The following is a 26,223-nucleotide window of genomic DNA, read 5'->3' on the forward strand; positions in this document are numbered from 1 at the left end:
CCCTCATGGTGAGCCTGTCGAACCACGCACGATCAGCTTGCCGCGCAAAACCATCTCCGGCGCCAAACCCACGAGCTGCGTGTAACGCGCCGGGTCCGTCGCCCCCTCGGTGTTGACAATGAACACGCGCGAACCGGCATCAAGATGGATGGCTTTGCGCAACTCATGATCTTCAGCAACAGCGAGCAGGCCAGCCAAACCGGCGCCGCCGCTTTCGCCCGCAACGACGGCCATGTCCTTTCCCAGCGGCCGGGCCAGGCGGTTCATCGCCGCGACAGCCCCTTCCTCTTCAACCGTCATGAACGCATCGGCGACACGCGAGAGGATACGCCAGGCCACGGGTGACGGCTCGTAGCATTCGAGCATCGCCATGACGGTGGCTTCGCCGTGGGCGATCTGGACCACCTCGCCCGCCTGCGCGCTGGCAAAAATGCAGGCGGCGCGGGCCGGTTCGATCACGATGAAGGCCGGACGTTTTTTTCCAAGAACAAGCGACAGATATGCTGCGAGTGCCGCGGCAACGCCGCCCACACCGGCCTGCACGAAGACGTGGGTTGGCGTTTGCGGCAGTGCACGCAAGGCTTCGCGGATGATGGCCGTGTAGCCCTGCATCACCAGCCCGGGAATGCGTTCATAACCCGGCCAGGAGGTGTCGGACACAACCGTCCAGCCATTGGCCGCGCATACCCGCGCCGACTCCCGGATGGAATCGTCATAGGTGCCGTCGACGCGGATCATCTCGGCACCGTAGCGGGCAATGGCCGCCACCCGTTCATCGCTCACCCCGGCATGCACGAAGATCGCCGACTGCGCACCCACAAGCCGGGCCCCCGCCGCGACGGACTTGCCGTGATTGCCATCGGTCGCGCAGCCGAAGGTCATGCCGCTGGCGATGGCGCGAACGGGCGGTGTGTGGAGTTCCGCAATATCCACGGCGCGTCGCAATTGCCGCTCCGCTTCCTCGAGCACGAGCCGGATTACGGCATAGGAGCCGCCCAGCGCCTTGAAGCTGCCGAGACCGAGGCGCGCGCCCTCATCCTTGACGTGGAGCGCGGCAATCCCGAGACCGGCGGCCAGCGCGGGCAGTGCATGCAGCGGCGTCGGCGCGTGATTGTCCCGATGGGACAGATACCGTTCCGCTTCCTCCGCCGCGTCGACACCCAGGGTCTCCGCGTCCCGCGGGTCGAGCGGCTCATTGTGGGTGGAATGCCGGTTAAGGATCAACATTGCTCTTTCACTCCTGCCGTTTGCGCATTTATAGTGCGCTTGAGGCGAGAAAAGCGCTCTTATTTGGCGTGTCTTGCGCAAGTTTGTTGCATGAAGGAGGTGTTCCATGGCCAAACCACTGCTGACCGCGCCAGCCGAGCTCGATCATTTCGATCTTGCGATCCTCGACATCCTGCAGAAGGACAATGCAACGCCGCAACGGGTCATCGGTGAAGCGGTCAACCTTTCCGCGCCGGCGGTGCAGCGCCGGATCAAGCGCATGGAGGAAAGCGGCGTCATTCAGGCCAATGTTGCCGTCCTCGACCCCGCCAGGCTCGGGCAGCCGATCACGATCCTTGTCGAAGTGGAGGTGGAAAGCGAGCGCATCGATCTGATCGATGCGGCGAAAAAGAGCTTTGCCGCCGCGCCGGAGGTGCAGCAATGCTACTATGTCACCGGTGAGGCCGATTTCATGCTTGTGATCATCGTGGCCAGCATGGCCGCCTATGAAGGCCTGACCCGGCGGCTGTTCTTTGCCAACCACAATGTCAAACGCTTCCGTACGGTTGTGGTGATGGACCGCGTCAAGGCGAGTCTCGCCATCCCGCTGACCTGATATTCACCCCCGTTTTCGAGGCCGGCGCGCGAGACCGCGCGCCGGATTAATGTTGTTTGCCCGCTCTGGATCAAACTTGACGGGCAGCACCATGTCTCAGCCGTGCCAGCAGGTTGAGCCAAGGCATCCCATGGAAAATGCTCATCAGCACATACATGAGGGTCATGCCGCTGAAGGGCGATGCATTCTGCGTCGCCGAGCAGATCATGCCGGCGTCGCCGGAGAGGGCTGTGACGAGCGCCATAACAGCGAATGTCGGTGCCGCGGCGAGACGCAGCCAGCCGGCAATGCCGGGATCAGACGCGCTGCCGGAGTCCGGGCGGAACATCGACGTTCAACCCTGACCGTATTTATCGTGATGGCGCCACCAGACACCGTTCTCATTCCGGCCGAACGGCGCACGATCCAGCCATTGATACATGCCCCAGATGCCGTCGAGGCCGCGCGCATAGCTGGAATAGGTGTGATAGACGACGCCCTTATCGAGCACGAAAGCGCTTAGCCCCGGCCGGTCACGGGTGAAGGTGGCAGCATCGGTGCCTGTCATGGCCGCCATCAGATCGACAGGCCCTTCTTCACCGCGCAGCTTCCATTGCTGCACGGTCTTGCCCGCCGGCGGCTGGGGAGCCGGTGCCTCCCGGCGGAAATTGTATTCTATGCCGCCGTTGTGCTGTTGCTCCTCCGTGAACAAGACGCTGAAATCCTGATTGAAATCAGTGTTGAACGACGAAGCCCAAGGGAAACTCCAGCCCATGCGTTGTTTGAAACCCTGCAGTTTCGCCAGCGGTGCACGCGATATCGCCGAGAAGGCGACGTCATGATTTTCCAGATGGACGGTGACGCCGTTGAACCCGTCGGCGATCGCCGAGCAGGACGGGCAGCCGGCGGTATAGTCGGGTCCGAACATGAAGTGGTAGACGAGAAGCTGCGAACGGCCCTTGAACAGATCCGCCAGCGAGGCGCTTCCCGCATCGGTATCGAACCGATATTCCTTGTCGATGCGAACCCAGGGCAGTTCCTGGCGCCGCTGTGTCAGCGCGTCGCTGCGCCGCGTCAGATCCTTCTCATCCTTGAGCAGGTCGATCCGCGCAGCCAGCCATTCCTCGCGCGTTCCAGTTATATGAGATGTCATCATTCTTCTCCTTCGATTGTCGGTTGCCTGTCGTCCGTCATTGGCGGCGCGACATGTTGCTTACCGGTCCTGAGTTTAGGGCCGGATACCGAAAGCATGGGAGTTACAATTGTGACGGGATTTCCTTGGGCATGTCCCTTGCATGGTCACGCACCGCATGTGTGCCATCGCAATTGTCCGCGAACCTCAGGAATTGAGCGGCTTGTCCGGCCCCGGGTCGCCGCCCGCTGCCGCCACCACCAGCCTGCGCAGATAGTGGTTCCAGCCCTTTTCGTGGTTGACGCGTTCCGTCTCGTTCGGCAGCCCGCTATGGGTGAAGCGCACCAGCGTGCCTCCCTCCTTCTCGATGAGGTCTATCTCGACCAGGCTCGACCCCGGCGGCACGTTTTCATGCCCTTCCCAGCCGAAACTGTAGGCGAGGCGGTGGACAGGAATCACCTCGGTGAACTGACCGCGAACGGTGTGCGCGTCGTTGATGCTCAGGAGATAAATGCCGCCGGGATGCGGCTCGATTGTCGCTTTCGTCCCCATCCAGCGCAGGATCTTGTCGGGATCGGTGAGGAAGGCGAAGACCGTCGCCTGCGGGGCGGCAATCTCGATTTCATTGCGAAGCGTCTCGGTCATCGGCGATCTCCTCCCAACAGGACGCATTCTCACTTCGGCATCGCGCAATGTAAGCCAATCGGGATTTCGCGCAAGAAACAAAAGCGGATGACAGGGACCCGGCATCGCTGCATGATGGCGGGCATGCAGTTGCCGTCCGCTCTTTCCTTTCTCGTCGACGAAGCGACCGGTATGCCGGATGGCGATGCCTTTCTGACGGCGCTCGCGGCCCGGCTCATCGCCGACGGCCTGCCGCTGGCCGGCGGCACGCTCACCCAGGCGGCACCCCATCCGGTCATTGGACGGCGCACCTGGCTGTGGCGCGCCGACACGGGACAGGTGATCGAGGCGCTGGGCCTGGCCGGTCCAGCCGAGTCCCAGGACGCCAACCTTGCCGGCAACTGGCTGGCCAGCCTCGGGACGAATACCGTGCAGGAGGATTTCGCCAACGGTGCCATCCTTGGCTGGGCCGCGCACCGTCCGCTGACCGGGGAGGAGTCGGACCTGCTACGCCAGGCCGCCCGCTTTGCCGCTGCGCCGCTGGCATTGCTGGCCGCGCGTTCGACGCTGACCGCACTCCTGACCACCTATCTCGGCCGGCGCAGCGCGACGCAGGTCCTGGCCGGGCGTTTGCGGCGCGAGCCGGGCGAGACCATCCGGGCCGCCCTGCTGTTCGCCGATCTTCGCGGCTTCACCGAATTGTCGGAGACAACAGGAGCGAAGGACGTGATCGCCGCACTCGACGCGTGGTTCGACCGGATCGCCGGTGCCGTCCATGCCTTTGGCGGCGAGGTGCTGAAATTCATCGGCGATGGCGTTCTGGCGATTTTTCCGATTGGCGAGCGTGATGCTGCCGGCGCCTGCGGCGCGGCGCTGCGTGCGGTCGCCGCTGCCCGTGCCGGGATGGACCACCTCAACCGCGACCGCGCCGCGCGGGGGGGGCCGCCGCTGTCGTTCGGCACGGCACTGCATCTCGGCGACATGCTGTGGGGCAATATCGGTACGGCCGACCGGCTGGATTTCACGGCCATCGGCCCTGCCGTCAATCTGGTCAGCCGGTTGGAGGGCTTGTGCCGCCCGCTTGGCCACACTGTTTTACTTTCGGGCGCCTTCGCGGCGGAAACGGCGCAGCCGCTGATCCCGCTCGGCGAGCACCGGCTGCGCGGTATTGCCGTGCCCTGTGCGGTGTTTACACCGGCACAGTGATGCACCGCATTTTTCCCGGAGGGTGGCTGGCTTCAACCGCCCTCCGGCAAGCCACCCGATGGTTACAGGGTGGCCATATCGATGACGAAGCGGTAGCGCACGTCGCTCTTGAGCACGCGCTCATAGGCTTCGTTGATATCCTTGATATCGATGGTCTCGATTTCGGCAACGATGTTGTGCTCGCCGCAGAAATCCAGCATTTCCTGGGTTTCCTTGATCGAGCCGATGCCTGATCCGGCGAGGCTCTTGCGTCCGGCGATCACCGAGAAGGCATTGACGGGAACCGGGTGCTCCGGTGCCCCAACGAGAACCATGGTGCCGTCGATCTTCAGCAGGCCGAGATAGGCATTCCAGTCAATCGCCACACCCGCGGTGCAGATGATGACGTCAAAGGTTCCCGCAAGAGTTTTGAACGTTTCGGGATCGCTGGTTGCATAATAGTGGCTTGCACCGAGCTTCAGCCCATCGTCCTGTTTCGACAGGGTCTGGCTGAGGACCGTGATCTCCGCCCCCATCGCGTGACCCAGCTTGACGCCCATATGGCCAAGTCCGCCCATGCCGACAATGGCGATTTTCTTGCCCGGACCCGCCTTCCAGTGCCGCAGCGGCGAATAGAGCGTGATGCCGGCGCACAGCAGCGGAGCGGCAGCGTCAAGCGGCAGGTTGTCCGGAATGGAAAGGACATAACCTTCCTTGACCACGATGGAATCCGAGTAGCCGCCCTGGGTGGGCGTGACACCATCGGCTTCAACGTCATTGTAGGTCAGGACGATGCCAGGCATGTACTGCTCGAGATCGGCATCGCGCGCGGCGCATTTCGTGCACGAATTGACGAAACAGCCAACGCCGACGCGGTCGCCCTTCTTGAACTTCGTGACCTTTGCGCCAACGGCCGCCACGATCCCGGCGACCTCATGACCCGGCACCATGGGGAATTTGGAGCCACCCCATTCGTCGCGTGCCTGATGGATATCGGAGTGGCAGACCCCGCAATATTTTACCGAGATGACGACGTCATCGTCATTGGGTTCCCGCCGTTCGAAGACAAACGGGGTGAGCGGTTTGGAGGCGTCGGTTGCCGCATAGCCTTTAGCAAGAGCCATGAATGATTCCTTTTGAGATGACGAGATGTGTAGGGCAACCAGCTATGCCGCAGGATAGGCCCGGAGCAATAGCGCAATCCTGCAGGCTTGTTGCACAATCCTCCAAATTGGAGGCCGCCGCTCTCCCCGCCCCGCAGTCCCGATGATGGACTGCGCAAACCCGGCCTGATTTTCTATTGGAGAAATGCCTGTCCTATTTGCCGATCAAATCGCGCACCACTTCTGTGGTTTCTGCGGGATCGAGCAGCAGCAGCGGCGTCTTGCCTCCGGCAAGCGGGATATGGCTGACGACATGCAGCTGGTTGCCCGCATCGCGGTGGATGGAGTAGACTAGTTCACCGTCAAAACGCCTTTCCACCTTCCTGCTCTCGATACGAAACCGCAGCGTCAGCGCCACCAGCCCCAGCACGAAGGCCGGCGGAATCAGCAGCCGCAGCGCCTTGATCCAATCGGGCGAGGATTGGAACGTGTCGAGCAGGTCTGACCAGAAATTGTAGTTGTCCATGTTCACTCCCTTGTCTCGCGAGGAAAGTGGTCACCCGAGGTTTATCCTCTGGTGACCGGGGAGTTAGAAAGCCGCCGCAAGACGACCGCCACGGCCTTTAAGCCGAAGCTCTGGACATACGCCGAGACCTCCCCGGCCATAGGGCTGAGGAGGCATCATTGCGGTTGATGCCAACCGCTTGCGGTGGGGTTTCTAAGCCCCAAGACCGACCCATTTCGACCGGCCTCATCGCGGACCATAGTGGGAAAGTGAAGCGGGTGGAAGGGGTTAGGGTATCGGTTTGTATATTGAAGACTGCAAAACCTCCGGTGCGTGGTTCGACAAGCTCGCCATGAGGGAGAGTGAGGATTGCAGGCAGCACCATTCTGCAACCTTTGCGATTGGCATTTCAACCAAATCACCTCCCTCATGGTGAGCTTCCTGAGCTTGTCGAAGGGCGAACCACGCACCGCGCACAAAGCTGGCGGGACGTTGAACCGACGGCGGAACCTCTCCTATTCCGCCGCCTCGGCCACGGCCGTGTCCAGCTTCTTGGCCGCAGCGGCCACGGGCAATTGTACCGGCTTCAGGAGCAACGCCATCAGCAATCCGAACAGGGCGATGCAGGCTGCCGTCAGGAACAGCGGCGTGAAGGCGGCGGCGTAGCTGTCGGCAAGCATCCGGCGCGTTTCCTCGGGAAGCGCCGCCATCATCTTGGGCGTCAGCTCGCCGATGTTGCTGACGCCGGGAATGGCACCGGCACCGTGCGGGAGGTTGGCCGCGATGATCGCGCCATAGGCTGATATGGCGATCGAGGCACCGGCCATGCGGGCCAGCGACACGGAACCGGTCGCCGCGCCGACATCGCGGCTGCCCGCTGCATTCTGGACACCGATGATCGGAAGCTGCTGTCCGATGCCAATGCCGGCACCGTGCATGAGCATCAACAGGCCGATGATGACCACGGGCGTTCCGGCATGCACCTGAGTGAGCAGGCCAAAGGCAATGGCACTGAGCGTGAGACTGGCCACGGAAAGGTATTTGTAGCGGCCGGTGGTCGAGATCAACCGGCCGGTCAGAAGCGAGCCGCCGACAATGCCGCCCGTCAGAAGAATGAACAGCAGCCCGGCGAGCGACGGGGACAGGCCCGTCGTGGTCTGCAGGAAAAAGGCGAAGTAATTGACCATGCCGATGGCGATCGAACCGCTGGCGATCGAAATGATCAGGAACAGGGTGAAGGTCGAATTGCGGAACAGCGACAGTGGAATGATCGGTTCGGGCGCGTTGCGCTCGACCAGGATCCATGCCGTGGCGCAAAGGACGGCAAATGCCACAAGCGAAACAGTCTGGGGTGCCAGCAGCGAGCCGAACAGCTGGGCGCCATCGGCGGCCAGAACAAGGCTGGTCGTGGTCAGGGCGAGCAGAACGGCACCGGCATAGTCGATCTTGGGCCGGCGCGCCGGTTTGCGGTAGGGCAGCATGAAGGCCAGTCCGGCAATCACGGCAATGCCGATCGGCAGGTTGATCAGGAAGATCGAACGCCAGCCGAACAGGTCGCTCATCGTGCCGCCGAGCACCGGGCCGATGGCACCGGAAGCCATGAACACAAGGCTGATATAGCTCTGGTAGCGGGCACGCTCGCGCGGCTCGAACAGATCGGCAGTAACAGAAAAAATCGAGACCATGACGCCGCCGCCGCCGAGGCCCTGCAGCACGCGCGCTGCAATCAGCGTGTTCATGGAAATGGCAAGACCGCAGACCGCCGAACCCAGCGTGAAGATGGATATGGCGGCGATCATCACATATTTGCGCCCGAACAGGTCGCCCAGCTTGCCATAGACCGGCATCACCGCACTGACGGCAAGCAGATAGGCTGAGCCGATCCAGGCGAAGCGCTCGAGCTCGCCGAACTCGCCGACAATGGTCGGCAGCGCCGTCGACACGATCTGGTTGTCGAGCACGGCCATGAACATGGCCGCCATCAGGAAGAAGAAAAGCATCAGCCGCTTGCGCGGGTCCGCAACGAGCGGCTCGAACGTGTTGGTCATGTTCATGGAGCGGGGGTATCCGGTTTTGACTGGCGCAATTTATGTGCTATTAGCATACATATGTCAATCGCACTTTAATGCCTTTTGCATATTTTAATGCCGGTAGGCATCTGTTATGCTGGAATCATGACAGAAATCACGACGACACAAAAAATTGAAACCCCGCAAACCGGGTCGAATGATGATCTCCTGCGCATCGGGCGGGTGATGACCCGCATGCGGCTGATGACGGGCCGGCGGGTGATTGGCCGCCTTGCCATCCAGAAGCTGGCGCCCGGTCTCGAACTGACCCATCTCGACGTTCTCGATGCGGTCCGCCGCGGCGAACTCGCCGGCGAGGTGACGGTCGGCGTCATTGCCGAAACCCTGCGGATCGACCCCTCGCGCGCCAGCCGCATCGTGGCCGAGATGGTCGCCAAGAACGTATTGCGCCGCAAGGCTTCGCAGAACGATGCACGGCGGATCGTCGTGATCATGACGGCGCTCGGACAACGGCTGGTCGCCGAACTTCACGCGCTGAAGCAGTCCATTGTCGAAAGCGTGGTCGCCGACTGGTCGCCTGAAGACATCGAAATCTTCTCCAAGCTTTTTGAGAAATATGTCGATGAGTTCGAACAGCTGTTTGCGCGCAGCCCAACCGACCCGGCGGATTAGATGAGCTTGCGCAGCGTCAGCTCGTCCTTCAGATAGGCGTAGTAGATCGGGGCGGCGACGAGACCGGCCACGCCGAACCACGCTTCCAGCACTACCATTGCGAGCAGCAATTCCCAGGAGCGGGACTTGATCCGGGCGCCGATGATCCGGGCATTCAGGAAATATTCGAGCTTGTGAATGACGACGAGAAAGGCGAGCGAGCCGACGGCAGCGATGAACGACACGCTCAAACCCACAACGACGATGATGGTGTTGGAAATCAGGTTGCCGATGACCGGCAGGAGACCGGCGACAAAGGTCACGACGATCATGGTCTTGACCAGCGGCAGGTGCACGCCAAGGATCGGCAGGATGACGACGAGGTAGATCGCCGTGAGGAACGTGTTCAGCGCCGAAATGCGGATCTGCGAGAAAACGATGTTGCGGAACGCGCCGCTGAGGAGGCTGGCCCGCTCGACCAGCGCGACAGCCAGAGGGCCCGGCTCGCGCGACACATTCACCGTGCTCAGCGCGATCATGCCGCCGATCACCATGCCGACGATGACGCGAACGATCAGGACACCGAAATCGCGACCGACAAGCTGCAGCTGACCGGCATGTTCGCGCAGCCACTTGGCCGCCATGGATTCCAGCTCGTCGAGGCTGGCCGGGAAATACGCCTTCGCCCAGTCCGGCAGGTGAACCTGCGCCGTATCGATGATCTCAGCCATCTTCTTGAACAGCGAGACAACCCCTTCGGTGCCGTTGGTCAATTGTCCAAGTCCGCTGACCACGGCGGCAACGATCAGAAGAATGAAAATGATCGCCAGCAGGGCCAGCGCCACGGTCTTCGTCAAGCTGTTGGAAACACCCAGTTTACCCAGCTGGGGCGCGGCTAGATGAACAAGATTGTAGACAAGAAGTCCGGATAGCAGAGCCGAAAGCAGTCCTAGCTGCAGGACGGCAAAGAGGGCGACGAGCGTCAGGGCGAAAGACGCAATATAGAGCCGTGTGGCAGTCAGCAAGTGGCACCTTGAGAAGGGCGATCTGTTTCGGATTGTTCCTAGCCTTGAACGGCGTATGGACGCAAGCAAAAGCGGCTCAAATATGGACAAAATTTAATGGCTGCGGCAATTTCCAAGCAACCCCAATACCCGCTAATGTCCTGTTTAACTTATGCCCTTTCGAGGGATGACAAGAACAGGTGAATGAATGGTATCGAAATCGCGTGTCCTGGTATCGATCCTGGTCATTGCGGCGCTGGGTGCAGGCGCTTATGTGACGCGGGATCGCTGGTGGACAAATGGTCTGGGCGTTGCGGCGCAGAATGCTGCCGCCCCGTCCGGCGGCCAGAGTGACACCGGACGCCGGGGCGGATCACGGCGCGGTGGCGGACAGAGCCTCGGCCCCACGCCTGTCCTGGTGACTGACGCCAAATCCGCCGATGTCCCGGTCTATATCGATGGCGTCGGATCGGTGCGGCCTCTCAATTCCGTGGTGGTGCGCTCGCAGGTCAGCGGCAAGCTGGCGGCCATCGAATTCCAGGAAGGGCAGGACGTGAAGGCGGGTGACGTGCTCGCCCGCATCGACGATGCGATCTACAAGGCGCAGCTCGACCAGGCGACGGCAAAGAAGGCACAGGATCAGGCACTCCTTGCCAATTCCAGGCTTGACCTCGAACGGTATACCAAGCTTGCCCAGACCAATGCCGGCACCCAGCAGCAGGCAGACACGCAGCGCGCGCTGGTGGCGCAATACGAAGCGCAGATCAAATCCGACGAGGCCGCCATCGAAAGCGCGCAGGCAACGCTCAACTACACGGTCATCCGCGCGCCCATTGACGGGCGCACCGGCATCCGCAATGTCGATATCGGCAATATCGTCAGCACCTCTGATGCGACGGGCATCGTGACACTCTCGCAGATCAAGCCGATATCGGTGCAATTCGCCATTCCCCAACAGCAATTGAGCAAGATCAACCGGGCAAGTTCGGCCAGCACACTGGCCGTGCAAGCCATTTCCGGAGACGGCAAAACCGTCATCGACAACGGCACGCTTGCCGTCATTGACAATCAGGTCGATCCGACAACGGGAACGGTGAAGCTGAAGGCCAACTTCCCCAATGACAAACTCGTTCTCTGGCCCGGCGCATTCGTCAATGCGCGCCTGCTTGTCCAGACACTGAGCGGCGCGATTGTCGTCCCCACAGCAGCGGTGCAGCGCGGGCCATCGGGAACCTTTGTCTATCTGCTCCAGCAGGGCGATACGGTTGCCATGCGCCCGGTCACCGTGGGACAGCAAGACGACGTGCAGGCAGTCATTACCGATGGCGTCGCAGCCGGCGACCGCATTGTCACCACCGGCTTTGCCCGCCTGCAGGATGGCGCCAAGGTGCAGGTGACCAGCGCCGGGGATCAGGGGGCTGCGCCTGCACCGGACAGCACCCCGGCGGCCGATGACAAACAACCGGCAGGCGCACCCAAGAGCGGCGAACGGCAACACAAACGGCGCAACCAGAAGAATGCTGGCGCAAACGGCGAAGAGGCTGACAACGGAACCGCGAAATGAGTGTTTCCACCCCCTTCATCCACCGTCCGATCGCAACCTCGCTGCTGGGGATTGCCGTCCTGCTCGGCGGCATCCTCGGCTATCTCGCGCTGCCGGTTGCCCCCTTGCCTCAGGTGGACTTTCCGACGATCCAGGTGACGACGCAGCTGCCGGGCGCCAATCCCGACACCATGGCTTCGCTCGTTACCGCGCCGCTCGAACGGCAGCTGGGGCAAATTCCTTCCCTTTCGTCGATGGTTTCGTCCAGCGCTTTCGGCATCAGCCAGGTGACCCTCCAGTTCGATCTCGACCGGGATATCGACGGGGCAGCGCAGGATGTACAGGCTGCGATCAACGCCGCCGGTTCCATGCTGCCGCGAACCCTGCCCTACCCGCCGACCTATGCGAAGGTGAATCCCGCCGATACGCCGATCATCACCCTTGCCCTGCGCTCGACGAGTTATTCGATCCGTAACCTCAGCGATTTTGCCGACACGATGATGGCGCAGCGCCTGAGCGAAGTCACGGGCGTTGGCAATGTCAATATCCAGGGCGGCGTGCGGCCGGCGGTGCGGATACAGGCAGACCTGCCGCGGCTTGCCTCCTATGGCATATCGCTCGAAGACATCCGCACGGCGATCACCAATGCCAGCGTTGCCGGTGCCAAGGGCGCGCTTGATGGCACCCATCAATCCTATACCATTTCGGCCAATGACCAGATTGTCGATCCGCAGAACTACAACGCGATCATCGTGACGTACAAGAACGGTTCCCCCGTCCTGCTCAAGGACGTGGCAACGGTTGTTGAAGGGCTGGAGAATGCCCGTGTCGGCGCCTGGTACCAGGGGCAGCCGGCGGTCGTCATCGACGTCATGCGCCAGCCGGGTGCCAATGTCATCGATACGGTCTCGCGCGTGCTGCAACAGATTCCACGGCTCAAACAGGCCTTGCCTGCGGGTGTCACGCTGGATGTGGTGAACGACCGGACCAACACCATCCGCGCATCGATCCATGACGTGCAGCTGACCCTCGCCATCAGTGTCGCGCTTGTCATCCTCGTCGTCTTCATCTTCCTGCGGACTGTCCGGGCCACCATCATTGCGGGCGTTGCCCTGCCGCTCTCGCTTGTGGCGACATTCGGCGTGATGTGGTTTGCCGGGTTCAGCCTTGATAATCTCTCCTTGATGGCTCTCACCATCGGCACCGGTTTCGTGGTCGACGATGCCATCGTGATGATCGAGAATATCGTGCGTCACATAGAAGATGGCGAAGGCCCGCTGGATGCAGCGCTCAAGGGCGCGGGCGAGATCGGCTTCACCATCATATCGCTGACCGTTTCGCTGATCGCCGTGTTTATTCCGCTGCTCTTCATGACGGGCATTGTCGGGCGCATGTTCCGCGAATTTGCTTTGACGCTGACGATAGCGGTTGTCGTGTCGGCGGTGGTTTCATTGACGCTGACGCCGATGATGTGCGCCCGCATCCTGCACGGCAAGGGCGAAGGCGAACGCCGCGGCATTCTGCATGGCATTGACCGAGGGATGGATCGGATCATAGCGGGTTACCGCAGCAGCCTTCTCTGGGCGCTGGACCGCAGCAAGCTCATGCTGCTGCTGACAGCCATCACACTGGCGGCAACCATTGCGCTTTATGTCATTATCCCCAAAGGCTTCCTGCCCTCGCAGGATACGGGGCTGATAACGGCGATCATCGAAACCGAGCCGACAACCTCGTTCGAGGCGATCAAGCGGACCCAGGCTATCGTCACCGACAGGCTGCAGCACGATCCCGACGTCGCCGGTGTTGTTTCCGTCGTCGGAACCAGCACGACCAATCTCACGCCCAACACGGGCACGCTCAGCCTTGTGCTGAAACCGCAGGACCAGCGGTCGGATTCCGCCACCCAGATCATCGATCGCCTGCGCGGCGAAACCACCGGTATTCCAGGCGTGCAGGTCACATTCCAAAGCGTGCAGGATATCCGCATCAGCACCCGGACCAGCCGTGCGCCCTATCAATATACGTTGACCGGCACGGATACAGCGACTGTCGTCAACTGGGCGCAGCGGCTTGCAACGGAACTGCAGCGCGATCCGTCTCTTGTCAATGTCGCTTCGGAAGTCGAAATGGGCGGCGGGCGCATCTTCGTCAATGTCGATCGGGAAACCGCATCCCGGCTAGGTGTGTCGATGCAGGCGGTCAGCGACACCCTCAATGATGCCTTCGGGCAGCGCCAGATCGGCACCATTTACGGACAGGCGAACCAATACCGCATCATCCTCGAGGCCTCGCCGCAATATCAGGCAGACCCGAAATCGCTGGACAAGCTTTATGTCAGCGGCGCCAACGGTACGCAGGTGCAACTGAGCGCGTTTGCCACTGCCTCGTTCACGACGGCTCCCCTCGTCATCGGCCATGACGAGCAATTTCCTGCCGTTACGGTCAGTTTCGACCTTGCTCCGGGGGCATCGCTCAGCCACGCCGTCACCGCGATCCAAGAGGCGCAAAAAGCAATCGCCCTGCCCGACTCCATCCGTGGGCAATATTCCGGCGATGCCGCCGAGTTCGCCAGCTCTCTGGCGGGTGAGCCATGGCTGATCCTCGCGGCTATCGTCACGATCTACATCGTGCTTGGCGTACTCTACGAGAGCGCGATCCATCCGATCACCATCCTGTCGACACTGCCCTCGGCGGGTGTCGGCGCACTGGTTGCACTGATGGTATTTGGCCAGGACCTGTCCATCATCGCGCTCATCGGCATCGTGCTGCTGATGGGTATCGTCAAGAAGAACGCGATCATGATGATCGATTTTGCCCTCGAAGCGGAACGAACCGAAGGGCTGGATCCGCGCGCGGCGATTGTCAAAGCGTCGATCCTGCGCTTCCGCCCGATCATGATGACCACGCTCGCGGCGCTCTTCGGCGCCCTGCCGCTGGCGCTTGCCCAAGGGACAGGATCGGAACTGCGTATCCCGCTCGGCATCAGCATCATTGGCGGCCTCGTCCTCAGCCAGCTTCTAACATTGTACACGACGCCCGTCATCTATCTCGGTTTCGAACGGCTGCGCAGCCGCATCGTCGGACGGCCGACCGGCACGCCCGCCCCTGAAACGGACGGCGCCCTATGAACATTTCGGACCCGTTCATCCGCAGGCCTGTTGGAACCACGCTTCTGGCGCTGGGGCTGCTGATCCTCGGGATTGTCGCCTATGGCTTTCTGCCGGTCGCCAGCCTGCCCTCGGTCGACCTGCCCACTATCCGCGTGTCGGCCAGCCGTCCCGGCGCCGATCCGGCCACAATGGCCGCCAGCGTCGCTGCACCGCTGGAACGCCGCCTGGGCTCCATCGCCGGCGTTACCGAACTGACCTCGGTCAGTTCGCTCGGATCAACCAACATTACAATCCAGTTCGATCTGTCGCGCGATGTCGATGGTGCGGCACAGGATGTGCAGGCCGCGCTCAATGCGGCGGCAACCGACTTGCCGTCCGATCTGCCGACACTGCCCAGTTTCCGCAAGGTCAACCCGGCAGCCGCACCGGTCCTCATCCTGGCGCTGACGTCGGATACGATCTCTGCCAGCGCCATCTATGATGCGGCAGACACGGTTATCGTCCAGCGCATTTCGCAAGTCGACGGCGTCGGCGAAGTGACGGCCAGCGGCGCTGATCAGCCCGCTGTGCGCATCCGCCTCGATCCGGACCGGCTGGCCGCCATGGGCATGTCACTCGACAATGTGCGCACTGCGATCACCAACGCCAACGTAGCCGAGCCGGTCGGCTCCATCGACGGCGCCGATTTTGCCTTCTCGATCGGTACCAATGCGCAACTGAAAACGCCGGAGGATTACGGCCGCGTCATTATCCGCAGCGGCGACGGAACTGCCGTGCGCCTTTCCGATATCGCCACTGTCGACCAGGGCGTAAGAAACAGCCGTTCGGATGCCTGGTATAACGGCAAGCCCTCCGTGCTTCTCAACATCACGAAGCAGGCCAATGCCAATGTCATCACCACCGTCGACGCGGTAAAAACATTGCTGCCCGATCTGAAACGGCTGATCCCTCCGGGCATCGACATCGCCGTCCTCTCGGACCGGACCACGACCATCCATGCCAGCGTCAACGATATGCAGTGGACCCTTCTGGCAACCATTTGCCTGGTGATGGCGGTCGTCATGGTTTTCCTGCGGCGCGCGACACCGACCATTGCGGCAGGTGTCACGGTGCCCTTGTCGCTGGCCGGTACATTCGCCGCCATGTGGGCCTGGGGCCTGTCCATCGACAATCTTTCCCTGATGGCGCTGGCCGTATCCGTCGGGTTCGTTGTCGACGATGCCATTGTGATGATCGAAAACATCTATGCCAATCTGGAGGCTGGCATGAAGCCGATGCGCGCAGCACTCGAGGGCGCGCGGCAGATCGGTTTCACCGTTGTCTCGATCAGCCTGTCTTTGCTTGCCGCCTTCATTCCCCTCTTCTTCATGGGTGGCATTGTCGGCCGTTTCTTCCAGACGTTCTCGCTGACGCTTGCATTCACCATTGCGGTTTCCACCGTGGTATCGCTGACCGTCACGCCCATGATCTGCGGACACAGACTGAAGGCCCATGACACCGACGCACGCCCGGGTATTTTCGGCCGTATCGTCGAAGGCACGCTGGATGCGGTTATCGGTTTCTATGGCCGCACCCTGAAGAGCGTTCTCTATCACCGGGTTCTGGCTGTTCTTGTGATTTTTGCCTGCGTGGCCATCACGGTCTTTCTCTACATCAAGGTCCCCAAGGGCTTTTTCCCGCAGGATGATACGGGCTTCATCATGGGTGGCACGCAGGCCTCCACCGACATCTCCTATCCGGCCATGGTGCTGTTGCAACGGCAGGCGGCGGCGATCGCGGGCCAGGACCCGGCCGTTGCGGGCGTTGGCTCCTCGGTGGGCGGCGGCGGTTTTTCCTCCGGCGTCAATCGCGGACAGCTGCTGATTTCACTGAAACCAGAGAAAGAACGCGACCCGACCGCTGTCGTCATCGACCGCATGCGCAAATCGCTTGCATCCGTGGCAGGCCTTTCGACCTTCCTTTTTTCACCGGGCGACATCCGTGCCGGCGGCCGCTCGACCCAGTCGCAATATCAGTTCACGCTGTGGGATGCCAATTACAACGAACTGGTTACCTGGGCGCCAAAGATACTCGACCGCCTGAAGCAGGAACCGGGGTTGACCGACGTTGCGACGGACCGCCAGCCGAACGGCTTGCAGGCCAATGTCACCATTGACCGCGTTGCCGCAGCCCGTATGGGGGTAGCAATCGGCGATATAGACAGCGCGCTCAACAACGCCTTTTCGCAACGGCAGATTTCCACCATCTATTCCGCACGCAACCAGTACCGCGTGGTGATCGAAGCGAACAATGACTATGCACGCGACCCCGCGCAGATCGCCAATCTGCATGTCACCGGAACCGGTGGAATTCAGGTGCCACTCAGCAGCGTGGCCAGGATCGAGCGCACGCTGGCGCCTCTCGTCGTCAACCATCAGGGCCAGTTTCCGTCCGTCACCATTTCCTACAATCTGGCTCTGGGAACGTCACTGGAAGAGGCAAACAATGCGGTGCAGGCGGCTGTGCTCGAAATGCATCTTCCGGATTCGCTGCATGCGGAATTTGCCGGCGATGCGGCATCGCTCACCCAATCCACGGGCAGCCAGCCGCTGCTTATCCTGGCAGCCCTGCTGACGGTCTACATCGTGCTGGGTATTCTCTATGAAAGTCTCGCCCATCCGCTGACCATCATATCCACCTTGCCGTCTGCCGGGCTTGGCGCCCTGCTGGCGCTGGTGGTGACGGGCACGGACCTGACACTGATCGCCTTCATCGGCATCATCCTTCTGATCGGCATCGTCAAGAAGAACGGCATCATGATGGTGGATTTCGCCCTGCACGGCGAACGGGTTTCCGGCCTCTCGGCCGAAGAGGCCATTTATCAGGCCTGCCTCAAGCGTTTCCGGCCAATCCTGATGACAACACTCGCCGCCATCATGGGCGCCATACCGCTGATCATTGCCACCGGTCCGGGCACCGAGCTGCGCCGCCCGCTCGGCATCACCATCGTCGGCGGCCTCATCGTCTCGCAGGTTCTGACCCTCTACACGACGCCCGTCATCTACCTGATGCTGGCACGGCTGCATCACCGCTGGTCGGTCAGAAAACGCGCTGCCGCAGCCGCGCCCGATACCGCAGGCAAGGCCGGAATACCCCCGGCACAAGCGAAAATTTCATAGACTTTTAACAAATCGAAACGCTGGATGAACGACGGATTCCACGTCTGTTCAGGTTGCCCCGCATATTGTTGCGCCAGTTACAAAGGGGGTATCCGCCATGCTTGCACAGCGTCTTGGCATCGTCTTTTTCATCTTCCTGGCGTTTGCCTTGTCGTTTGGCAGCTTTGTCAACCACACGGCAAAATATGGCCGTTACCCGCACCTCGCCTCTGAGGGCAAGGTCATGCAGGATGCCAGCCGGAACTGACCCGGGCTTTTCACAGGAATGCTATCGTTTGGGTTTCTCGGCCTTCTCCAGGCGTTTGAGCAACTCGACAAGCTGGGAAGGGAGTTCCCGGTCGGCCTGAGACGGCCGGGAGGATTGTACCGCATTGCGGAACTCCTGCCGCGTGATCTGCGCGCGGACGACAGCGGCGACCCGTCGATGCGATGTTCCGTGTTTTACTGCCATAGCCCTTCCCAACCATTTCTGGAGCAAGATTGGCATTCACCTTCCAATGCGCACCCAATCCTCAAAGCGGCCAGTCTTACGGGTATCCACCGGTTTTCCGCGATGGCGCTCTCTGGGCATAACGGGCTTCACGCGCATTCGTTTCAGATTTTACCGGCCTATGGTCAACAAAAGCTGAAGGACCCTGCAGGGATGTCCTCGCGCGATATTTTATTTCGCCGGACAGGAACCCAAACCGTCATTGTCGCGTTTTCCTCAAAACCCCAAAAGGATGCGCCATGTTGATCCGTGTCGGATATGAAATTGCTATTCAATGCAACGAACCAACACCTATGACGACCTATTTGAATCTGGAGTCGGACCGGCTTTCCGACATTGTTTGTGAACGCGGCCCCGTCGTAACACCCGGTGTGAAGCTGGAGAATTTTCGCGATCTCTTCGGGAATAATTGCCTGCGCCTTCTGGCTCCTGCCGGAAATCTATCGTTGAAATACGACGCGGTGCTGCGGGATGATGGCTTACCCGACCCTGTTGACGGCGATGCCCGGGAGCTGACTGTCGACAAGTTGCCGACCGAGTGTCTGGCCTTTCTGTCGGCAAGCCGCTACTGCGAAACAGACGAGCTCAGCAATCTGGCGTGGAACCTCTTCGGTCAGGTGGAGCCGGGCTGGACACGTGTTCAGGCGATCTGTGATTACGTCAATCAGCGCCTGACGTTCAGCTATGGTTTTGCCCGGGCCACGCGGACCGCCGCGCAAGCGCATGAAGAGCGGGTCGGCGTATGCCGCGACTTTGCGCATCTGGCCGTGGCCTTCTGCCGCTGCATGAACATTCCGGCCCGTTACGTCAACGGATACATGGGCGATATCGGCGTTCCCGCCGATCCCGCCCCCATGGATTTCAACGCCTGGTTCGAGGTTTATCTCGGCGGCAAGTGGCACACATTCGACGCGCGCCATAACAAGCGCCGCATTGGCCGCATTGTTGTCGCCCGTGGGCGGGACGCCGCTGATATCCCTCTTATCTATACATTCGGGCCGCACCAGCTGACGAACTTCAAGGTCTGGACGTTCGAAGAGACCAAGCCGTCCTTCTCCAGCCAACACTTTGAAAAGGTTTCACTTGTCACGCCCTGGTTCAGCCAGAGATGGGCCCGGCTTTCGCGGCATATCCAAGCCAGAACAGACGCTGAAAATACGATGTAGCGGGCTCGGGACCGGCGTCCCGCAGCCTGTGGAAGCCGGCTCAATACCCGTGACGGCATCTGCCATATTCCGATATGCCGCTCGTCTGTTTGCACTGCGGTAAGCTCTTCCGCAGCCGCAACAAATCGTTTCGAATTGCCATGCCGCATTTGAAGGGCTAGCTTTTTTCCCAAGCGGGATTTCATTCGATTCAGGAAAGGACTATTCCCCATGCCTTTCACAAATCCTCCAGAGCCAGCCTATTCGCAGGATGATTGGGACCTGATGCAGGCGGCCTACAACAGGGCTGCTGCCACCCTTCTCGTGCAGTCAAGCACTGATGACGAAGCGAGGATTATCGCGGAGACCGTGATGACCGCGTTTAACCGCGGCAATCGCAGCGTAAACTCACTCGCCGCTCTTGCGGTGATCACGGCCGTCAATGCCCATCCGGACGTCAGCGGAACGGACACCCGGCCCGAAAAGCGATACGCCTGACGCAATCTACCCGGCACACACCCTTGCTGCTTTGACATTCAGCTCCATTTGCGGCAGATGTGACCTTCATCGTTTGGGTCGAGGTCTTAGAATGAAATTCATCACTGTCGCGACACTCCTATGTGGCCTGGCTTTGTCTGCCTGTGGCTCAACCTATGCGACATGGACGCCGCGGCAAACCGAGATTACGGGGAAAAACCCGCCCGAATGCCAGCGCGGTATCGGTATTTGCCCGAGCGACTATGGCCGCTCCGGACAAATGCGCGCCGGCAAGGGCTGACGCTACGCGCCGAAACTGCGGCGGAATTGATCGTTGAGATCATCAACAATGGTTTCCGCCCTATGGTGACCGCGCAAACCCGCGTTGAGGCGATCCGACGCCGATTGCTGAAACGCCATGTAGCCATTGTGGCGCGGGCGCACCCACGCCGCTTCCAGTGTCCGGCGCGTCGCGGTGTAGAAATCTGACGTCGCCGTATTCACCGCCTCGTCTTCCCACGCGTCAGCGTGCCCCGGCTGGCCGCCCGTGTGCGCATAAGGACCACGCTGGACATCGCCGCTGGCAATCCAGTAGGCAAAATCGACAGCCGCTTGCCGGTGTTCGGAAAAAGCAGAAACGGCAATCCCGGTTCCGCCGAGGGCAGAACCCATTGGCCCGCTGTTGCCCGCGGTTGGAATGTCGGCAAAGGCCACAAGATGCGGCCGAAATCCCGGAATGGCGTAGTTGACGTAGCCATAGATCAGCGGTGCGCAGGCGACCGCCGATCCGGCGTCGGCCATCCGTTCAAGCACGGCAATCGGGTCCATCTCGAAACATGCGGGATCAACGAGGGCACTGATCTCGCGCATCATTTCCAGCACACGAACCCCATGCTGCCGTTCGATCAGCTCTCCGGTTGTCGTGGCGCAGGGCGTCCCCATGTTTCCGCTCAGGGTGTAAAAGGTCATCAGCGAATGGGGCGGCCGGAGCGGAAGAAGAACCCTGCCTGCGCGGGCGAGAACCAGCATTTCGTCCCAGCTGCCGGGTGACCGCTCCAGGAGATCGGGGCGCCAGGCACAGACCTGCGTTGCCGTATCGATCGGAAATGCCCATTGATGTCCCTGCCAGTGGTAGCTCGGATAGGATTGCCCGACGCTGCCCTCGAGCAGCGTGCGGCGCTCCACCTCCCGACCGGCAACATCCAGCGGGGCGAGGCAGTTCTCTGCCGTAATCTGCCCGACATGCGGATGGTCGATGACGATCAGATCATAGGTTCGCGCCAGTTCCTCGACTGGAAAGGACTCAAAATCCTGCAGCGAGCGCTTGGCCCATTCCACTGTGACGCCTGTCTTTTCCTGCCAGAGCCTGGAGCAGGCAACCATGGGGTCAAAGCCGCGCGGATGGCTCCACGTCATGCCTTTCAACGTGATATCGCTCACAGACCGAACTCCTTGCGGATCGCCTCGCTGTGTTCGCCAATGCGCGGCGCGGCGCGGTCGGATTTTGCCCGCTTGCCGTTAACCCGGATGGGCGATCGCGTCGTGAGAATGGAAACGTTGTCCGCCCGTTCCACCCTTTGCAGCATATCGAGAACCTTGAAGCCTTCGCTTGCCATCAGTTCTTCCCAGTTCAGCACTTTCGCGCACCAGATATCGGCAGGTTCGAGGATCGAAAGCCAATGCTCGGTCTCCTGCGTGGCGAGTTTTTGAGCGATGATGCGTTTGATCTCATCCCGGGCGGTAAACCAGCTGGCGGGCGTATCGCGATAGGGTGCCAGTTCATCCAGACCAAGAAGGTCAGCAAGCTTGGGCAACGGCGTCATGGCAAGGGCCAGATAATTGTCCTTGGTCGGGTAAACGCCGTATGGGGCGGAGAGATAGGCATGCGCACTGCGGAAGTCGGAGCGCTTGGGCAGCCGGCGGCCGTCATTCAAATGGGTGGTCAGCACTTCAAACTGGAAATCGATCAGCGATTCCAGCAGGCTTGTTTCGATATGGCTGCCGGTTCCGCTGATCCCGCGCCGCACCAAGGCGGCAAGAACCCCCTGAACCGTGGCGGCACCCGCCAGCATGTCGGCGACCGCAAGCCCGAACGGCACGGGGCCCTGGCTTTCATCGCCATTCAGCCACATCAGGCCGGAGCGCGATTGCGCCAGCAGATCCTGTCCCGGACGGCTCACCCAAGGGCCCTCCTCGCCGTAGCCGCTGATGCTGGCATAGACCAGCCGCGAATTGATGGCTTTCACCGCGTCGTAGTCCAGTCCCAGTCGCTTGATGACGCCGGGGCGGAAATTCTGGATGAGGACATCGGCCTTGCCGAGCAGTTTTCGCAGGGAAGCAAGGTCGCCCTCGCTTTTCAGGTCGATCGCAAGACTTTCCTTGGCACGGTTGATCGCATGAAAAATCGTCGAGTCACCGCCGATTTCGGTATCGCTCAGATAAAGCCGGCGTGAGAGATCGCCGCCGTCGGGGCGTTCGATCTTGATGACCCGCGCGCCAAGATCCATCAGGCGCAGCGAGGCATAGGGGCCCGACAGGAATTGGCTCATATCAACGACGAGCAGGCCGGCAAGCGGCAGATCAGCATTGTCCGTGGTCATCACTTCTCGGTCTTTCCAATAAAATCGGCGGGATTCTGGTATTTCACCGTTTGCAGATGCTCGCAGTAGAGGACGAGCTCGCCTTCGTTCTTGAACACTTCATAGCTGGCGCGGATCAGCCCCAAATCCTTGTAGCGCGGGCGCTTGTCGAGATTGGTCCTGATCGTATAAACCGTATCGTTCAGGAACACCGGTTTGATGAAACGCAGCTTGTCATAACCATAGGAAAAGGCGTTGACGCAGTTGGTCGCAACAAGGCCAAGCCCGGCGGAAAAGACAAAGGCACCGGCGACGAGCCGCCTGCCGAAAATGCCTTCGCTTTCCGCAAACATCTGATCCTGCACATAGGGATGGATGTCGGTGACCAGCGTGTTGAAGAGGTGGCTGTCACTTTCCGAAATCGTCCGCCGCAGCGAACGGATTTTCTGTCCGACAGGCCAATCCTCGTAAAACCAGTTTTCAGCATTCCAGACCGGCAAAGCCGCATGATCGGCCGGCATGTTCTTCGGATGCGTCGAGGAGACACCGACAGTCGGTGAAAACCCGGTCACAGCTGCACCCCGCCCTGATCTTCGTGCACAGTTCCGCGTTGTTCCAGACACCTGAAATCGAACGGGTGTTTCATTGTCCTCGCCTCCTCCATCTTCTTTTGTAAATATTATTTTCACATATGGGTATTCCTGACAAGCCAAAAAACAGGGAAAAATTGTGCTCCAATGCAAAAAGCCCGATGGCCGGACATTTTCATCCGGCCATCGGGCTTCTTTGTTCTAAATCTTGTCCTTCAATGCATTAGCGCATGACAATACCCTTACCCATCAGGCGCTCGCGATCATGCGGCCGGTCGAAATCAATCAATGGACCGGCAGGCACAATACCCGTCGGATTCACAGAGGCGATGGAATAATACCCCGCCTTGATATGATCGATTTTCACCGTCTCGCGCACGTTTTCAAACTGATGGAGCTCTCGCAGATAATGCGAGAGATGATGATAGTCCTCGAGCCGCCGGATGTTGCATTTGAAGACGCCATTATAGGCAGCGTCAAACCGGACGAGCGTCACAAATAGCCGCCAGTCGGCCTCGGTCAGGTACTGCCCCGCCAGATAGCGATGATCGGCCAGATGGGCTTCCACGCGATCAAGCGCCGCAAAGACATCACGCACGGCTTCGTCATAGCTTGCCTGTGACTTTGCAAAGCCGGCGCGGTAGACGCCGTTGTTGATGTTGTTATAGACGAGGCCGTTCCACCGCTCGATCTCCAGCCGCAGGCTTTCTGGATAGAAATCCCTTTTATCGCCGGTCAGTCCGTCAAAAGCGCTGTTCAGAATGCGGATAATATCGGCAGACTCGTTGTTGACGATCTGCCCCTCACGGCGGTCCCACAGCACCGGCACCGAAACCTTGCCGGTATAGGTCGCAAGGCTGGCGGTGTAGAGCTGGTGCAGATAATGGATCGGCGGCGCTTTTTGCCCGGCATCGACGAGATTGGTGAATGTCCAGCCGTTTTCACCGAGCGCGGGCTCGGCAACCGCAACGCTGATGATGTTTTCCAGCCCCTTGAGATGACGGAAGATCAGCGTCCGCGAAGCCCAGGGACACAGATATGAAACGAAGAGCTGATAGCGCCCGGCCTCAGCCTTGAAGGTTGGCGTTCCCTCCTTGTCGAGCACGCCATCTGGCGTAATCCAGTTGCGAAACCGGGTCGGCTCGCGGTGGAAGGCTCCATCTTTCATTTCACTGGCGGCGACGTCGCCCTTGATCCATTGTCCATTCACCAAGGCTGGCATGTGCGGATTTCCTGACTATTCAATTGCATGTCAGGATCGCATTTCATGGGTGGCATTCATACCACCCATGCTTTGACAGACTGTTTTTGCCTTCGCGACAATAGGAGAGTCCGGCCCTTAATCCGTGACGGCGCCTTCACTGGCGGATTTGGCCAACTTGGCAAATTTGGCCAGCACCCCGCGCGTATAGCGTGGTGCTGGTTGCCGCCATAGCTTGCGCCGCTCTTCGAGTTCAGCATCGCTGACCTCCAGCTGCAGCAGCTGCTTGTGGGCATCGATGGTAATCGTGTCGCCTTCCCTGACGAGGGCAATTGCGCCGCCCTCGAACGCTTCCGGCGTAACGTGGCCGACCACCATGCCCCAGGTTCCCCCGGAGAACCGTCCGTCGGTGATGAGCCCGACGCTTTCACCCAGACCGCGTCCGATGATTGCCGATGTCGGCGCCAGCATTTCCGGCATGCCGGGTCCGCCCTTGGGACCGAGGTAACGCAGGACCAGCACATCGCCCGGCCTGATCTTGTCTGAGAGGATGGCGTCCATCGCCGATTGCTCGTCATCGAACACCCGTGCGGGCCCCTGGATAACCGGGTTTTTGAGGCCGGTGATTTTTGCAACAGCACCACCTGTCGCCAGATTTCCCCTGAGGATAGCCAAATGTCCCTCCTTGTAGAGGGCCTTGTCGATGGGTCTGATGATGTTCTGATCGGCAGGCGGAGCGTCGGGAACCTGAGCCAGTTCCTCGGCAATGGTCCGGCCAGTGATCGTCAGGCAGTCACCATGCAGCAACCCGGCATTGAGCAGGATTTTCAGGACCTGCGGGATGCCGCCGACCTGGTGCAGGTCCACGGCCATGTATTGGCCTGATGGCCGAAGGTTGCAGATCACCGGAACCTTGCGGCGCACGCGCTCGAAATCGTCCAGCGTCCATTCGACTTCCGCCGCGTGGGCGATGGCCAGAAAATGCAGCACAGCATTGGTCGATCCGCCGGTGGCCATGATCAGCGATACGGCATTTTCGATGGAATTGCGGGTGATGATATCCCGCGGCCGGATACCCCGGCGCACCGCTTCGACCAGAACGCGTGCTGATTCGGCGGTGCTGTCCGCCTTTTCGGCATCCGGATTGGCCATGGTCGACGAGGACATCAATGACATGCCCAGTGCCTCGAACGAAGAGCTCATGGTGTTGGCGGTGTACATGCCGCCGCAGGAACCGGTGGAGGGGCAGGCATGCCGCTCGATGCCTTCAAAATCTTCCTGGCTCATCTTGCCCGCCATGAAGGAACCCACGGCTTCGAAGGAGGAAACGATGGAAAGATCCTTGCCCTTCCATTTACCCGGCTTGATCGTGCCGCCGTAGACATAGATCGCCGGAACATTGGTTCGGGCAATGGCCATCATGCCGCCGGGCATGTTCTTGTCGCAGCCACCCAGCACCAGAACGCCGTCCATCCATTGACCGTTCACGCAGGTTTCGATGCAATCGGCGATCACCTCGCGCGAGATCAGCGAGTATTTCATGCCTTCCGTGCCCATCGCCATTCCATCGGAGATGGTCGGCGTGCCGAAGATTTGCGGATTGCCGCCCGCAGCCTTGACCGCAGCAACCGCCGCATCGGCGAGCGGCTGCAAACCGGCATTGCAAGGCGTGATTGTGGAATGGCCATTGGCAATGCCGATCATCGGCTTGTCAAAATCCGCCTTCTCATACCCGAGCGCATAATACATGGCCCGGTTGGGCGAGCGCGCTATTCCCTGCGTGATGTGTTTCGAGCGTTCATTGACTGCCATGACTGTTTCTCCACTAGGATATTTTGGTCCAAGACCGGATTGCCTATTGTTTAGAGCGCTTCCAAACACGTGTGAAATATATA

The 26,223-nt window shown here is 60.5% G+C and carries 24 protein-coding genes; 11 read left to right on the forward strand and 13 right to left on the reverse strand.

Features of this window, described 5'->3' with window-relative positions:
- Nucleotides 1–3 precede the first annotated feature (3 nt).
- A complete protein-coding gene (locus tag RDL77_RS02800) occupies nucleotides 4–1,227 on the reverse strand; it encodes a diaminopropionate ammonia-lyase (RefSeq protein WP_288191723.1) in 1,224 nt (407 codons plus the stop codon).
- Between the two features lie 106 nt (nucleotides 1,228–1,333).
- On the opposite strand from RDL77_RS02800, the gene RDL77_RS02805 reads away from it, so the two are divergent.
- Nucleotides 1,334–1,822: an Lrp/AsnC family transcriptional regulator gene (locus RDL77_RS02805; protein WP_288191724.1), complete on the forward strand. Its 489-nt coding sequence runs from the start codon at nucleotides 1,334–1,336 to the stop codon at nucleotides 1,820–1,822.
- A 70-nt stretch (nucleotides 1,823–1,892) separates the two neighbouring features.
- Here the strand turns inward: RDL77_RS02805 and RDL77_RS02810 are convergent, their stop codons facing one another.
- From RDL77_RS02810 to RDL77_RS02820, 3 genes are all read right to left on the reverse strand, one after another.
- A complete protein-coding gene (locus RDL77_RS02810; RefSeq protein WP_223611953.1) occupies nucleotides 1,893–2,150 on the reverse strand; it encodes a hypothetical protein in 258 nt (85 codons plus the stop codon).
- Between the two features lie 6 nt (nucleotides 2,151–2,156).
- On the reverse strand, nucleotides 2,157–2,954 hold the full coding sequence (locus RDL77_RS02815) for a thioredoxin family protein (RefSeq protein ID WP_288191725.1): 798 nt from the start codon (nucleotides 2,952–2,954) through the stop codon (nucleotides 2,157–2,159).
- A gap of 186 nt (nucleotides 2,955–3,140) precedes the next feature.
- A complete protein-coding gene (locus RDL77_RS02820) occupies nucleotides 3,141–3,578 on the reverse strand; it encodes an SRPBCC domain-containing protein (RefSeq protein WP_288191726.1) in 438 nt (145 codons plus the stop codon).
- Nucleotides 3,579–3,701: 123 nt separating this feature from the next.
- Between RDL77_RS02820 and RDL77_RS02825 the strand changes: the two genes are divergently transcribed.
- Nucleotides 3,702–4,763, forward strand: coding sequence for an adenylate/guanylate cyclase domain-containing protein (locus tag RDL77_RS02825; protein WP_288191821.1), 1,062 nt, complete (start codon nucleotides 3,702–3,704; stop codon nucleotides 4,761–4,763).
- A 62-nt stretch (nucleotides 4,764–4,825) separates the two neighbouring features.
- Here the strand turns inward: RDL77_RS02825 and RDL77_RS02830 are convergent, their stop codons facing one another.
- The 3 genes from RDL77_RS02830 to RDL77_RS02840 form a co-directional block, all read right to left on the reverse strand.
- Nucleotides 4,826–5,866: an NAD(P)-dependent alcohol dehydrogenase gene (locus RDL77_RS02830; protein ID WP_288191728.1), complete on the reverse strand. Its 1,041-nt coding sequence runs from the start codon at nucleotides 5,864–5,866 to the stop codon at nucleotides 4,826–4,828.
- 193 nt (nucleotides 5,867–6,059) lie between these two features.
- Complete coding sequence (locus RDL77_RS02835; RefSeq protein ID WP_288191729.1) at nucleotides 6,060–6,371, reverse strand: hypothetical protein; 312 nt, start codon at nucleotides 6,369–6,371, stop codon at nucleotides 6,060–6,062.
- Between the two features lie 494 nt (nucleotides 6,372–6,865).
- On the reverse strand, nucleotides 6,866–8,404 hold the full coding sequence (locus RDL77_RS02840; RefSeq protein WP_288191730.1) for an MDR family MFS transporter: 1,539 nt from the start codon (nucleotides 8,402–8,404) through the stop codon (nucleotides 6,866–6,868).
- Between the two features lie 120 nt (nucleotides 8,405–8,524).
- Between RDL77_RS02840 and RDL77_RS02845 the strand changes: the two genes are divergently transcribed.
- Nucleotides 8,525–9,052 carry a MarR family winged helix-turn-helix transcriptional regulator gene (locus tag RDL77_RS02845; protein ID WP_288191732.1) on the forward strand — a complete coding sequence of 176 codons (528 nt, stop codon included), beginning with the start codon at nucleotides 8,525–8,527 and terminating at the stop codon, nucleotides 9,050–9,052.
- Here RDL77_RS02845 and RDL77_RS02850 read toward each other — a convergent pair.
- Complete coding sequence (locus RDL77_RS02850; protein WP_223611965.1) at nucleotides 9,049–10,056, reverse strand: AI-2E family transporter; 1,008 nt, start codon at nucleotides 10,054–10,056, stop codon at nucleotides 9,049–9,051. The genes RDL77_RS02845 and RDL77_RS02850 overlap by 4 nt on opposite strands.
- Nucleotides 10,057–10,243: 187 nt before the next feature.
- On the opposite strand from RDL77_RS02850, the gene RDL77_RS02855 reads away from it, so the two are divergent.
- The 8 genes from RDL77_RS02855 to RDL77_RS02890 all read left to right on the forward strand — a co-directional run bounded on the left by RDL77_RS02855 (nucleotide 10,244) and on the right by RDL77_RS02890 (nucleotide 20,259).
- Nucleotides 10,244–11,599 carry an efflux RND transporter periplasmic adaptor subunit gene (locus RDL77_RS02855; protein ID WP_223611967.1) on the forward strand — a complete coding sequence of 452 codons (1,356 nt, stop codon included), beginning with the start codon at nucleotides 10,244–10,246 and terminating at the stop codon, nucleotides 11,597–11,599.
- Nucleotides 11,596–14,706 carry an efflux RND transporter permease subunit gene (locus RDL77_RS02860; protein WP_288191733.1) on the forward strand — a complete coding sequence of 1,037 codons (3,111 nt, stop codon included), beginning with the start codon at nucleotides 11,596–11,598 and terminating at the stop codon, nucleotides 14,704–14,706. Before RDL77_RS02855 ends, RDL77_RS02860 begins: the two co-directional genes overlap by 4 nt.
- The gene (locus tag RDL77_RS02865) at nucleotides 14,703–17,846 is read left to right on the forward strand and encodes an efflux RND transporter permease subunit (RefSeq protein WP_288191734.1); all 3,144 of its coding nucleotides are present in this window, start codon (nucleotides 14,703–14,705) and stop codon (nucleotides 17,844–17,846) included. Before RDL77_RS02860 ends, RDL77_RS02865 begins: the two co-directional genes overlap by 4 nt.
- 97 nt (nucleotides 17,847–17,943) lie before the next feature.
- Nucleotides 17,944–18,093, forward strand: a complete 150-nt coding sequence (locus RDL77_RS02870) for a hypothetical protein (RefSeq protein ID WP_288191735.1) — start codon at nucleotides 17,944–17,946, stop codon at nucleotides 18,091–18,093.
- Between the two features lie 18 nt (nucleotides 18,094–18,111).
- Nucleotides 18,112–18,582, forward strand: a complete 471-nt coding sequence (locus RDL77_RS02875; RefSeq protein WP_288191736.1) for a hypothetical protein — start codon at nucleotides 18,112–18,114, stop codon at nucleotides 18,580–18,582.
- Nucleotides 18,576–19,502: a transglutaminase family protein gene (locus tag RDL77_RS02880; RefSeq protein ID WP_223611974.1), complete on the forward strand. Its 927-nt coding sequence runs from the start codon at nucleotides 18,576–18,578 to the stop codon at nucleotides 19,500–19,502. The genes RDL77_RS02875 and RDL77_RS02880 overlap by 7 nt, the downstream gene beginning before the upstream one ends.
- A 210-nt stretch (nucleotides 19,503–19,712) precedes the next feature.
- The gene (locus tag RDL77_RS02885) at nucleotides 19,713–19,979 is read left to right on the forward strand and encodes a hypothetical protein (RefSeq protein ID WP_288191737.1); all 267 of its coding nucleotides are present in this window, start codon (nucleotides 19,713–19,715) and stop codon (nucleotides 19,977–19,979) included.
- Between the two features lie 91 nt (nucleotides 19,980–20,070).
- Entirely contained in the window at nucleotides 20,071–20,259 is a 189-nt protein-coding gene (locus RDL77_RS02890; RefSeq protein WP_223611977.1) for a hypothetical protein, read from the forward strand.
- A gap of 2 nt (nucleotides 20,260–20,261) precedes the next feature.
- Here the strand turns inward: RDL77_RS02890 and RDL77_RS02895 are convergent, their stop codons facing one another.
- The 5 genes from RDL77_RS02895 to ilvD all read right to left on the reverse strand — a co-directional run bounded on the left by RDL77_RS02895 (nucleotide 20,262) and on the right by ilvD (nucleotide 26,140).
- Nucleotides 20,262–21,374: an extracellular solute-binding protein gene (locus RDL77_RS02895; RefSeq protein ID WP_288191822.1), complete on the reverse strand. Its 1,113-nt coding sequence runs from the start codon at nucleotides 21,372–21,374 to the stop codon at nucleotides 20,262–20,264.
- Between the two features lie 20 nt (nucleotides 21,375–21,394).
- Nucleotides 21,395–22,558, reverse strand: coding sequence for a CaiB/BaiF CoA-transferase family protein (locus tag RDL77_RS02900; protein WP_288191739.1), 1,164 nt, complete (start codon nucleotides 22,556–22,558; stop codon nucleotides 21,395–21,397).
- Nucleotides 22,558–23,109 (reverse strand): MaoC family dehydratase, encoded by a 552-nt coding sequence (locus RDL77_RS02905; RefSeq protein ID WP_288191740.1) that lies wholly within the window; start codon nucleotides 23,107–23,109, stop codon nucleotides 22,558–22,560. Before RDL77_RS02905 ends, RDL77_RS02900 begins: the two co-directional genes overlap by 1 nt.
- A gap of 241 nt (nucleotides 23,110–23,350) precedes the next feature.
- Nucleotides 23,351–24,349 carry a glutathione S-transferase family protein gene (locus RDL77_RS02910; RefSeq protein WP_288191741.1) on the reverse strand — a complete coding sequence of 333 codons (999 nt, stop codon included), beginning with the start codon at nucleotides 24,347–24,349 and terminating at the stop codon, nucleotides 23,351–23,353.
- A gap of 117 nt (nucleotides 24,350–24,466) precedes the next feature.
- Nucleotides 24,467–26,140, reverse strand: coding sequence for a dihydroxy-acid dehydratase (gene ilvD, locus RDL77_RS02915; RefSeq protein ID WP_288191742.1), 1,674 nt, complete (start codon nucleotides 26,138–26,140; stop codon nucleotides 24,467–24,469).
- Between the last annotated feature and the right edge of the window lie 83 nt (nucleotides 26,141–26,223).

It is taken from the genome of uncultured Phyllobacterium sp., from assembly GCF_902479695.1.
In the GTDB taxonomy this organism is placed as follows: Bacteria; Pseudomonadota; Alphaproteobacteria; order Rhizobiales; family Rhizobiaceae; genus Phyllobacterium; species Phyllobacterium calauticae.